This is a genomic window from Anaeromassilibacillus sp. SJQ-5 (assembly GCF_054108045.1).
The window spans coordinates 790,677-802,488 of the sequence record NZ_JBPJWQ010000001.1 but is presented as its reverse complement, the minus strand read 5'-3'; the positions used below and the strand labels follow the sequence as shown (position 1 = coordinate 802,488).

Genomic DNA, 11,812 nt, shown 5'->3' with positions numbered 1-11,812 from the left:
GAATCCGACTATGACAAATGTGAAGAAAATGCTGCTTGGCTGCTATATCCATCTGCGGCAGCGCCGCCTGCGGGACACTCCGCCGGCAAAACCGGACAAGGAAAAGCTGCTTTATCCCTTTCGCCTGCTCATTCATCCCCTGGCGGTTTTCCAGGATTTGAAATACGAGAAAAAAGCGTCCATGGGCCTGGCCAATCTGCTGGTTCTGCTGTTTTTCCTGGAAGCCCTGACGCAGGCCCTGTGCACCGGCTATCTCTTCCATCCCCAGCCCGATTCCATGGTCCGGCTCCTCCCTGCCCTGCTGCAGTCGGCGGGCGCTCTGCTGCTGTGGACGATATGCAACTGGGCCACCTGCACGCTCATTGACGGCGAGGGGACGATGCGGGACATCTGGATAGCCGCCGCCTATTCCCTGACCCCCTGGATCCTCCTGGGCTTCCTGGGCATTCTCCTGTCCAACGTCCTGTCTCTGGATGAAGCCATGATTTACCAAACCTTCCAGGTCGTCGGCGCGGGCTGGAGCCTGCTGCTGGTGTTCCTGGGGATGATGATTGTCCACCAATACACCGTTAAGAAAACCATCGTCTCCATAATCATCACCCTGCTGGCCATCCTGGCCGTCTGCTTTCTGCTGCTGCTGTTTTTCAGCATCGCCCAGCAGATTCTCGGCTTCGCGACCAGCATCGCGCAGGAACTGACCTACCGATAACGCAGCCGAAAGGAATGGGATGTCTCATGAAAAAAATCGGCGCCTTTCTGGCGGCCGTCGCCGTTCTGCTCGGCGCGGGCGTGTCCGGATCGGCCGATCCGGCGCCCGCAGACGGCGGAACGCCGCCCGGCTCCCCCGTCGTCCCGCTTTCGGAGGACTTCACCCAGGTGGCGGCTTCCGGCTTTCTTCGGCTGGGCGTCGACCTGCGCACCGCCAACCTGGCGGTGTGGGATTCGCGGGAGAACACGGTCTGGTACGCCAATCCCCCGGAGTTGGAAGGGCTGGAGCTCTCCCAGGAGATGCTGCGGCAGCTGCAGTCGCAGCTCATCATCACCTTTGTGGACGCCGCCCTGAATGAAATGACGGTGAACAGCCAGGAGGGCTGCGTACAGGCGGACACTTTCGAAGTCCGGCAGATTGCCAACGGCGTGCGCATCGTCTACGATTTCGCCGAGGCCGTCACCTCCTTCCGCATCCCGGTGGAAATCACCCTCGCGGACGATTATGTCCAGGCGTCCATCGTGTATCCGGAAATCGAGGAATACGGCACCTCCCGCCTGACCTCCGTCAGCCTCCTCCCCTACTTCGGCGCCGGTGAAAGCGGAGAGGACGGGTACGCGCTGGTGCCCGACGGCAGCGGCGCGCTGATTCGGTTCTCGGACAGCGGGCGGGGCGCTTCCCCCTACAACCAGCCGGTATACGGCAGCGATCCCTCCGTCAACCTGCTGCTCAAAAGCGTGGACAACACCCAAAGCGTCCGCCTGCCGGTGTTCGGTATGCAAAAGGCGGGGCACGCCTTCCTGGCCGTCATCCATGCCGGCGCCGCCGCCGCTTCCATCCGGGCCGAGTCCGACGGCGGCCTGTCTCCCTATACGGCGGTGAACAGCGCCTTTATTTATCATCAGCAGGACTTGACCGGCATCCGGGATAAGGAATCCAACCAGCGCACCGTCCTGATGCTGCACGACAAGCCGACAGCGGAGTCCCCGGAGGTCCGGTACTATTTCCTGGAAAAAACCGACGCCGATTACAGCGGCATGGCGCGCCGCTATCAGCGCTACCTGGAGGAGGAAACCGGTTTGCGCCCGGCGGCGGAAAGCGGCCGGAGCGTCAGCCTGCAATTCTTCGGTAAAACCTCCCGGCCGGCCAGCTTCTTAGGTATTCCCTATCAAAAAAGCGTCGCCGCCACCACCTTTGCCGAGGTGGAGCAGACGATGAAGGCTCTTCAGGACAAAGGCGTGAACGGCGCCAACATCCTGTTATACGGCTTTGAAAAAGGCGGCTATGAAAACCGCTATCCCTTTAAAGCCGCTTTTGACAAAAGCCTGGGCGGCAAAGCCGCAGCGTCCAGACTGCAGGAACAGGCGAAAACCTCCCGCGTGTTTATGGTCTGCGATCTGGTCCGGGACTACGGCGGGGGAATGCGGCTGTTCTCCAGCAACCAATACGCCAAAAGCCTCAATAAAGTAAACGTGGTGCGCCGGCTGCCCCTGTCCAGCACCTGGGACTGGGACGAAAAGGGCGCCTCCTGGCGGTATGTATCGGCGGATTCCCTGCGGAAGAACAATCGCCGGCTGCTGGACAGCCTGGACGCGTCGGGCGTCTCCGGCGTGCTGCTCCAAAACATGGGCGGCGAGCTGTACAGCGACTTCGACGCGCACCGCGGTATGGATCGGGGGCAGCTTCTGGCCGTTTACCGCGCCTGCTTCGAGCAAATGCGCGCCGCCGGCATCCGGCTGGCCGCCGACGGGGCCAACGGCTACATGGCCGGCCTGGCCTCGCTGCTGCTGGAGGTTCCCAGCGAGAGCAGCGGACAGGATTTGTTCAGCGAAACCGTCCCCTTCTATTCCATGGTGTACCACGGCTATACGTCCCTGGCCTCGCAGCCGGTCAACCTGGCGGGAGACCCGGCGGATTACCTGCTGACGCTGCTGGAAACCGGCATCCAGCCGGCCTATTGGCTGACCGGCTGCGATCCCGCCATTTTGAGCAAAACCCCGCTGAAATTCCTCTTTAACACCTGCGCGGAAAACTGGATTGACAGCATTGCCGCCGCTTCTGCCGCCTATACCCGGCTGCATCAGGGCCTGGAAGGTCAGCGCATCCGCGCCCACTCCCGGGAGGGGGATCTCAGCCTCGTGACCTACGAAAACGGCGTGGTGCTGGCCGCCAACCACGGCGGCGCGGAACAAAGCTGGCAGGGCCGCGTCATTCCGGCAGGCGAAGCCGTCCGCATCGAGACCCCGGCAGGGTTTTAGGACGACATCCATATAAATCAAGCCGATAGTAAGGAGGGATGCGTATCCAAAAGGCACAGCACGGCGTTCCCGGCTTCGACAACACGTTCATTCAACCTTAAAAGGAGGAAAAACCATGCGAAAAGTTCTCAGCACCATAGCGGCAATGGCCCTTCTGGCTACCACCATGATAGGCGGCGCGGCGGTGTCCGCGGCGGACGAAACGAACATCAAGGACGTGACGGTTCTGCGCCGTACGCCCCTGATCACCGAGCTGAACACCATAGCCCAGAGCCTGAAGGAGGGCGAAACGTCCACCCTGTTTGAAATCGAGGCTGGCGGCGAACGAGGGGATTATTTCCCCTACGGTGAAGGCACCGAACCTGTGTTCCAGCTGTACGGCGGCAGCTATCAGGGAAAGAACACCGTGTCGGTGGAGCCCTCGAAATCCTCGCTGTTCTCTCCCCTGATGTTCAAGGTGGACAGCACGGTCACCGAGCCCTTTTCGGAATCCAACAGCATCTGGATGAAGTTCTTCACCGACGACAGCGTCGACGAGGGCGCGGTTTCCCTCAAGGGGGCGGCCGGTCTTCTCTGGTATGTCAAGACCCCTGCCTCTAAGCTCCGCGCGCAGTTCCCGATCTGGAATCCGCAGGAGGATTGGAGCATCGGCCCCCCTGCTAACAAAGACATCTATGTGCTGAAAAAGGGCGCCAAGGAATGGAGCACCATTAAGGGCACCGGCGAGTATTTCAACTTTGGCGAGGAAGGCTTCGAGGGCTATATCTTCCTGTCCAAAGAAAACTGGAAGAAGGACATCGACTGGAATGAAGTGAACCTCAAGGACATCTCCATCATCCCGGGCGAATACGGCGGCGAGGCCGGCCCCCTGTACTTCTCCGCGCCCATGCCCGTCCTCAACGATCCCACCAAAGCGGAATACTACCCCACGCGCGTCATGATGGAAGGGGAAACCACCACCCGGTTTTTCTTCTACGGCGAACCGATCGATACGCCCGATCCCAAGGAAACCATCGACGGCGTATCCTATATGAAAGAAATCCCCTTTATGGCGGATTACACGGTGGACGAGCAGATCCCCGAAGGGGAAACCAAGGGCCTGTACACCGTATTCCCCGCTCCTAAGTTTCCGCGGGATACCTTCGACATACGGGCGGTAACGAACCCCAATCCTTTGGGCAGCAAATACAACGGCCTGTATATTAATAACAAGACGGAGATCACCAACAACGTATACGGCAAGGGCCCCAAGCTGGAGCTGACCATCTACAGCTTCGAAATGTTCACCGTCCGGGACAAAGGCGGGTTTATGTTCTATGTCAAGATGCCCAAGGGCCTCAACGGCATGGAAACCACCGACATCAAGCTGAGCCTGTGCATCAACGGCGAATCCACGGATACCAAGTCCTGGCCGGAGGTCGGCAAGGGCGACGCCTTCCTGCTGGCCAAGGGCTCCAAGACCTGGGAAACCACCAGATGCGGCAACTCCTCCGTGCCCATGCCCAGTGGGTTTGAGGGCTGGGTGCGCATCCCGTGGTCGATTATGACCGGCAACGGCGGCGTGGTGCCGGGCGACGTGGTGTGCAACCTCGTCATCTACATCACCTCCTTCGGCGGGGAGATGGGCGGCTTCACCCTCAGCTCGCTGATGCAGGCCACCAACGACGTCATGAGCAAGGACGGCGTGGTCATGAACGGCAGCGGCAAAATTCAGAACCTGTTTACCGGCGCGGAAATGACGAAAGCCGAGCTGGAAGGCGGCGGGGAGCCCGGCACCTCCAGCGAGCCCACGGTTAGCACCCCCTCCGGTGAGCCTGGCACCTCCAGCACGCCCGACGCCGGCACCTCCAGCGGCGGCAGCGACGGGAACAATGGCAACGGCGGCAGCAACCCCTCCACCGGCGAACCGGTCGGCGCGCTGGCCGTGCTGACATTGGCCGGCCTGTCCGGCGCGGTCATCTGCGTCTCGCGCAAAAAGCGCCGCTGACCCCACGGGAGACCCGGTAACACCAGCACATTCTTTCACGACACGGAACCATACGGACAGGAAGGAATGGGATACCGATGAAAAAACGGTTGATTGCCGGAGCTCTGTGCGCGGTGCTGCTCCTGGCGGCTGGCTGCCGCCAGGAGCCCCCGCCGGCCTCCTCCGGCACGCCGGCCGGCAGCAGCGCCAGCTCGGGCGCTCCGGCCGATGGCAGCACGGACGGGACCGCCGGCTTTACCGATCCGGCAAGCTCCACACTCCCCGACAGCTCCACGCCGGGCTCCGCCGCCCCGGGCAAAACCACACGGCCCAAGACCCCCGCCGGCAGCGGAAGCGTCACCACGGCCACCACCGCCGGCACGGGGAAGAAAACCCCCGTGGCGGTGGAGAAAGTCCTCAAGCCCCTGACCGCCTCGGACGACGCCCAGTTCTGGGGGAACCCGGATCGGGGCTTCCGCAGCAACATCAGCGGCGTGGGCGTCCATACCATCGCCGAGCAGAAGGATATGGCCGCCTATTGCAAGGAGCTGGTGATGAAAACCATTGGCCAGAACAAAAATTACCCCGGCGACGACACCATGGTCATGCAGAACTATTTCTATCTCTACGCCTATAACAACGGCGACATCTCCGCCAGGGGGCTGGAAGGCATCAAAACCTTTCTGCGGGTGCAGGCCGAAATGGGCATCAAGAGCCAGCCCCGGTTCTGCTATATGACCAGCATGCCCGACCCGGATCATGAAGCGTCGCAGGAGACCATGCTGCGGCACATCGATCAGCTCGCGCCGGTCATCAAGGAGATGAAGGATACCATCCAGGCCTTCCCCATCTGCTTCATCGGAGCCTGGGGCGAATGGCACAGCGACGGACTGAAATACCCCATTGACAAAAAGGTCATCTGCAAGGCGGTTATGGAAAAGCTGGTCATCCCCAACGGCCTGTACGGCCTCATCCGCCTGCCGGAATACAAAAACCTGATGAAAGGCGAAACGTGGTACAATCGCCTGGGCATCGAGAATGACGCGGTTTTCGGAAAGGTCCCCTACGGCTACGGCAACGCGGACGGCGGCACCGGCGGCCTGGAGGACGGCACCGACCAGTGGCTGCAGCTCATTAAAGAAGCGGCCTACACCCCCCAGGACGGCGAAATCTACTGGAACTCCTGGTTCCCAGAGAACGACGCCTGGGTGGACGGCAAGCGCTGCGTGCTGCAATTTTCCGAGCATCGCTTCTCCACCCTGAGCATTATGCACAGCTATCTGGACTGGGGCCGGAAGGAGACCTCGGAAATCGGCAAATGGAAAAAAATCGCCATGACCGAGGACTGGCTCAAAAAGAACGGCGTCCTGTATGACGCCAACTGGTTCAAGGATAAAAACGGGAAAGTCGTGTCCCGCAACCTGTTCGAATTCGTGCGGGATCATCTGGGCTACCGGATCGTGGGCCAGTCCCTGAAGATCACCGGGGACAGCAAGCCCTCCGCCCCCATTCAGGTCGCCATGTCCCTGCAGAACCGCGGCTTTGCGGCGGCCTTCAATCTGGAAAGCGGCTTTGCCATCCTGGACAGCCAAAACAAGGTGGTGTCCACCGTCAAATGCGGCAATCCCGCCGCCTGGTATAACCGCAATCCGGACAACTACAGCGATACCAAGCAGCTGACCCACACCCTGAGCGCGAAAATGAAGCTGCCGGGCCGGGCCGGGCGCTATAAGCTGGCCTTCTACCTGAAAAATAGCCTGAACCGGTACGCCCGCGTCAGCATCGACGCCGCCGTGGTGAACGGGTACCATATCCTGCATGAATTTGATGTTGCCTAGGCGGAAAACCGCCTGGGCAGCCGAAAGGGGCATGACGATGAAACGCCGGATTACAGGAGGGATTTTAAGTCTGATGATGCTGCTGGGGCTCGGCGCCTGTGGTCCGGCGCAGGTGCCCCCAGCCTCATCGGGCGGCGAAGCCTCCCTCTCCCCCTCGGAAGCCTACACCACTTCGACAACGGAGGTGAACCCCACCATGACGGACAACAGCTTGACAGAGCCGGCCGGCACGTCCACCGCGCTCAGGCCCTCCCGCCAGACGGCGGCGACGACAGCCGGCGGCACCCGCCGCCCCCCCACCGCCGCGCCAACCGCCGGCGGCACGGTGACGGTGGACAAAGCCCTGGAGCCCCTGAACAGCGAGGAAGACGCGCTGCTGTGGAAAAATCCCGACAGAGGCTACCGCATCGATTCCTGGTGCGATTTGTATGAGATGACCCTGGTCAAGGATCCCAAGGCCGTCATGAAAGCCCGGCTCCAGGAGCAGGTGCCGCCCGAAGGGATGCCCATGATCTCTCAGACGTACATCTATCTCAGCGGCTTCAACAGCCGGGCCATCACGGACAAGGGCCTGCAGGCCCTCGGGCAGGTGTTTGAGGCCCATCTGGATCTGGGAATCAAAATCCAGCCCCGCTTCTGCTACGCCAAGGATATCAACGACGCCCTGAACGACGCGCCCCAGAACATCATGCTCCAGCACATCAAACAGCTGGCGCCGGTGATCAAGACGTGGAGCCGCGCCATTCAGTTCTTCCCCATCTGCTTCATCGGTGCCTGGGGCGAATGGCATGGGGAGTATTACCCCATCGACCGCGCGCTGATAGCCAAAACCGTCATGGAGCAGCTGGTAGTGCCCAACAATCTCTACGCCCTGATCCGCCTGCCGGCCTACAAGAACCTGCTCAAGGGAACCCCCTACTACGATCGGATCGGCATCGAGAACGACTCCATTTTCGGGAAGATCGTGGATATGGGATACGGCACCGGTGGGCTGGACGGCGGCTCGGATCAATGGATGCAGCTGCTGCGGGAAGCCGCCTACACCCCACAGGAGGGCGAGCTGTACCTGCAATACTGGTTCAAGGAAAACGACGTGGAGCTGGACAACCTGAAGATCCTTGAGCAGCTGTCGGAGCATCGATTCACCACCTTGAGCCTCATTCACTCCTATGTGGACGCAGGCGCCGGGGACGACACCAACATCGGCAAATGGAAGAAGGAACCCATCACCGAAAGCTGGCTCAAGGGCCGGGGGATCCAGTACGATCCCGCCTGGTTCCGCGACAAGGCGGGGAAAACCATCCGCCGCAATATGTTTGAATTTGTCCGGGATCATCTGGGCTATAAGCTGGTCGCCCAGCGCGTCAAGGTGTCGGGCAGCGGCAAGCCCTCCTCGGCCCTGAACGTGGAAATGCCGCTGATCAACTACGGCTTTGCCGCGGCCTTCAACCTCGAAAGCGGCTTTGTCCTTTTGGACAGCGGCAACCAGGTGGTGTCCACCGTCAAAAGCGGCGTTCCCGAAACCTGGTACAACCGAAACCCCGCGCAATATACCGACAGCCGGAACCTGACCCATACCCTCAAGGCCACCCTCAAGCTGCCCGCCAAGCCGGGCCGGTATAAGCTGGCGTTTTACCTGAAAAACACGGCGGATCAGTACGCCCGCCTTAGCAACCGCACCCCCATGGCGGGCGGCTACCATATTCTGCATGAATTTGACGTGTCGTAACGTATGCGGGAAAGAAGGAACGGTATGAAACAGCGGGCCGTCGGGCTTTTGCTGGCCGCCAGCCTGGCGCTGGGCCTGTGCGCCTGCTCACCCGGCGCGCCGGCGGGCTCTGCCGGGCCGGGGAACGGGGCACGGCCGCTGGCGGTGGAAACGACCCTGGAGCCGCTGACCAGCGAGGACGATGCACAGCTCTGGATGAATCCGGACAGGGGCTATCGGATCGACTCGTGGTGTGACCTGTACGAGATGAGCCTTATCAAGGATCCCGGGAAAGTCATGACCGAGCGGCTGCTGGCGCAGGAACTGCCGGAAGGGATGCCGCGGGTCTGTCAGACCTACATCTATCTCAGCGGCTTCAACGATCGGGACATCAGCGAAAAGGGGCTGGAGGCGCTGGACGCCGTCTTTCAGGCCCATCTGGATCTAGGGCTGCGGATGCAGCCCCGCTTCCTCTACCCCAAGACCCGCGACGACCCGGTCAACGACGCGCCGCAGGACGTCATCCTGCGGCATATCGGGCAGCTGGAGCCGGTTCTCCGGAAATGGAGCCACGCGGTGCAGTTTTTCCCGGTCTGCTTCGTGGGGGTATGGGGCGAATGGTATGGCGAAAAGTATCCGCTGGATCGCCGTCTGATTGCCCAAACCGTCATGGAAAAGCTGGTCATGCCCAATCACCTGTACGCGCTCATGCGCCTGCCCCGGTATAAAAACCTGTTGGAGGGAACGCCCTATTACGAGCGGATCGGCATTGAAAACGATTCGGTGTTCGGCAAGCTGCCCGATCTGGTCAGCTACGGCACCGGCGGCCTGGACGAGGGAACCGCGCAATGGGATCAGCTGGTGCGGGAAGCCGCCTACACCCCCCAGGAGGGGGAGCTGTTCATGCAGTATTGGTTCGACAGCAATCACGTCCGGCTGGACAATCAGCAGGTGCTGATACAGCTGTCCGAGCACCGGTTTACCACGCTGAGCGCCATCCACTCGTATGTGGACGCCGGCGCGGGGGACGAAACCAACATCGGCCAATGGAAGTCCGTGCCGGTGACGGAAGACTGGCTGCGGGACAACGGCATCCAGTACGATCCCGCCTGGTTCCTGAACCGGAAGGGAGAAACCGTCCCACGCCATCTGTTCGAGTTCATCCGCGATCATTTGGGATACAAGCTGACGGCGCAGAACCTGCGGGTAACGGGTGAAGGGAAGCCCGCTTCCACGGCGGAGGTGGAAATGTCCCTCATTAACTACGGCTTTGCCGCCGCCTTCAACCTGCAAAGCGGCTTCGCTATTCTGGACGAGGACAACCGGCTGGTTTCCACCGTCGACAGCGGTTCGCCGGAAACCTGGTATAACCGGAACCCCGAGCAGTACGCCGACAGCCGGAACCTAACCCATACGCTGAAAGCCGCCGTCCGCCTGCCTGATCAGCCCGGCCGGTACAAGCTGGCGTTCTACCTGAAAAACACGGCGGGCCAGTACGCCCGCCTGAGCAACCGCCTGGATATCGTCAACGACCCGGCGGACCCCACCGTCAAACAGGCGGAAGGGACGCCGACGCCCACCGGCTTCCATATCCTGCACGTTTTCGACCTGTAATGGCCGGACAACCGGCATGAAAACCAACCATATACGGGACTGCTTTCGATATTGTGCCGCGTGTGCGCGGCGGAATGGGTGATCATCATGAAAAAATGGAGTTGCGCCATACTTGCCGGGCTCTTGATCTTCAGCCTGGCCGCTTGCGGAAAAACCACACCGCCGGATTCCGCCCCCGCCTCCGGCGATCCGTCCGCTTCTGCCGAAAGCCTGTCGTCCGGCGAAGCGTCGGAACCGGAAGACGTTTCCGGCTCCCCCCAGGAGAGCGGGACGGATTCCACCACCAACAACGGGGTGCTCAAGCCAATCAAAACCACCGGCAACCAGAACAAAACCTCCGGAAAAACCGGCTCGGTCACCAAGTGGACCGGCTCCAAGGAAACCGTGCCCAGCAACGTCGATTTGTCCACCCCTCAGGAAAAAATGCTGGCGAGCGTCAAGGGTACCACCATCACCATCGTGGATGACGAGGTGACGGACAACGAAAACACCAAGGTGTTCCGCCAGATCGTGCAGGAAAAGTACGGCCTGAAGCTGAAATTCATCTCCATCAAGGACGGCGTCGCCGGACAGAACCAGTTCGCCCAGATGGTGGCCGCCGGGAACCCGCCCGACGTTTTCAGCGTCGACGAGGTGACGTTCCTGCGCTATGTCTGCTCCAACATCGCCCAGCCGCTGGATCCCTATCTGGCCAAATCGGATCCCTTCTGGAAGGAAGTGGATTTGAGCGACTACTATTTCAACAACAAAACCTACGGCATTCCGGCCACCTGGGGCCTCAGGGTTTACATGTGCGTCTACAACAAAACCCTCTTTAAAGAGCAGAAGCAGAAAACCCCCACCGAACTGTATAAGGAAGGCAATTGGAACTTCAAAACCTTCCTGGATGCCGCCAAGAAAATGACCATCTACCGGGCCGACGGCAAAACGGTGCAGACCTACGGCGTGGGGACCTGGAACTACGCCCTGTTCATGTTCGCCAACGGCGGCAAGGGACTCAGTGAGAAGAACGGCAAGCTGTACGCTTCGGTGGATCAGAAGCCGGAGATGGGCGGCCTGCAGCTGCTGCACGATCTGGTGGCGGCCAACGCCTTCTACACCGGGGACAGCTATATCGGCTTCGGCCGCCGGCGGGTGGCCATGCATCTGGAGCAGCCGGCCAACGCCGTGGGCAACTACGACTACTACAACAACATGGAGGACGAAATCGGCATCGTGCCGCTGCCCATGGCCAACGACGGCAAATATTACGCTCCCAAATCCGCCGGCGGCATGATCGTCCCCCGCAACGCCAAGAACCCGCTGGGCGCCGTCGCATTCGCCTATGAGATGGCCAAGTTCGACAACAACCGGTTCTTCAACAGCACCCTGGATTTTGACCTGATGTACCGCCGCATGAGCATTTCCGACGAGGATCTGGCGCTGTATCTCGACTACCGGAAAAAGGCGGTTCCCCTGATGTCCTATATGGAGTCTCTCTCCGGCTGGTGGGACGGCGGGTACCGGGATAAATTCTGGAATACCATCGTCGTGGACAAGAAAAAGCCCGCCGAAGCCGTGGCCTCCATGAAGAGCGTGCTGGAATCCTGTATCAGCAGAACCACAAGCTGACTTACCGCCCCCCCAAAAGCCGGCCCCCTGAATGAATCTATCAGGGGGCCGGTTATTTTTCATAAGGGAGCACCGAATATGTTCCATCGTATTGCGTTTCTTCTGCTT

Annotated in this window: 7 protein-coding genes; all 7 read left to right on the top strand. The window is 60.6% G+C overall.

Going from position 1 to position 11,812, the window contains the following annotated elements; genetic code table 11:
• The first annotated feature begins 10 nt into the window (after positions 1 to 10).
• The 7 genes from ACSAMM_RS03250 (at position 11) to ACSAMM_RS03220 (ending at position 11,704) form a co-directional block, all read left to right on the top strand.
• Positions 11 to 709, top strand: a complete 699-nt coding sequence (locus ACSAMM_RS03250) for a YIP1 family protein (protein WP_178722214.1) — start codon at positions 11 to 13, stop codon at positions 707 to 709.
• Between the two features lie 26 nt (positions 710 to 735).
• Positions 736 to 2,967 carry a DUF5696 domain-containing protein gene (locus tag ACSAMM_RS03245; protein WP_457789733.1) on the top strand — a complete coding sequence of 744 codons (2,232 nt, stop codon included), beginning with the start codon at positions 736 to 738 and terminating at the stop codon, positions 2,965 to 2,967.
• A gap of 115 nt (positions 2,968 to 3,082) precedes the next feature.
• Positions 3,083 to 4,954 (top strand): hypothetical protein, encoded by a 1,872-nt coding sequence (locus ACSAMM_RS03240; RefSeq protein ID WP_457789731.1) that lies wholly within the window; start codon positions 3,083 to 3,085, stop codon positions 4,952 to 4,954.
• A 77-nt stretch (positions 4,955 to 5,031) separates the two neighbouring features.
• Positions 5,032 to 6,771: a DUF4874 domain-containing protein gene (locus ACSAMM_RS03235; RefSeq protein ID WP_457789730.1), complete on the top strand. Its 1,740-nt coding sequence runs from the start codon at positions 5,032 to 5,034 to the stop codon at positions 6,769 to 6,771.
• 37 nt (positions 6,772 to 6,808) lie between these two features.
• Complete coding sequence (locus ACSAMM_RS03230; protein ID WP_457789728.1) at positions 6,809 to 8,500, top strand: DUF4874 domain-containing protein; 1,692 nt, start codon at positions 6,809 to 6,811, stop codon at positions 8,498 to 8,500.
• A 24-nt stretch (positions 8,501 to 8,524) separates the two neighbouring features.
• Positions 8,525 to 10,093 (top strand): DUF4874 domain-containing protein, encoded by a 1,569-nt coding sequence (locus ACSAMM_RS03225; RefSeq protein ID WP_457789726.1) that lies wholly within the window; start codon positions 8,525 to 8,527, stop codon positions 10,091 to 10,093.
• An 87-nt stretch (positions 10,094 to 10,180) separates the two neighbouring features.
• Positions 10,181 to 11,704: an extracellular solute-binding protein gene (locus ACSAMM_RS03220; RefSeq protein WP_457789725.1), complete on the top strand. Its 1,524-nt coding sequence runs from the start codon at positions 10,181 to 10,183 to the stop codon at positions 11,702 to 11,704.
• Positions 11,705 to 11,812: the final 108 nt, after the last annotated feature.

Bases quoted from the DNA above. Each gene is read 5' to 3' on its own strand.
- ACSAMM_RS03225 (WP_457789726.1), top strand. From the start codon at position 8,525: ATGAAACAGCGGGCCGTCGGGCTTTTGCTGGCCGCCAGCCTGGCGCTG.
- ACSAMM_RS03245 (WP_457789733.1), top strand. From the start codon at position 736: ATGAAAAAAATCGGCGCCTTTCTGGCGGCCGTCGCCGTTCTGCTCGGC.
- ACSAMM_RS03240 (WP_457789731.1), top strand. From the start codon at position 3,083: ATGCGAAAAGTTCTCAGCACCATAGCGGCAATGGCCCTTCTGGCTACC.
- ACSAMM_RS03235 (WP_457789730.1), top strand. From the start codon at position 5,032: ATGAAAAAACGGTTGATTGCCGGAGCTCTGTGCGCGGTGCTGCTCCTG.
- ACSAMM_RS03220 (WP_457789725.1), top strand. From the start codon at position 10,181: ATGAAAAAATGGAGTTGCGCCATACTTGCCGGGCTCTTGATCTTCAGC.
- ACSAMM_RS03230 (WP_457789728.1), top strand. From the start codon at position 6,809: ATGAAACGCCGGATTACAGGAGGGATTTTAAGTCTGATGATGCTGCTG.
- ACSAMM_RS03250 (WP_178722214.1), top strand. From the start codon at position 11: ATGACAAATGTGAAGAAAATGCTGCTTGGCTGCTATATCCATCTGCGG.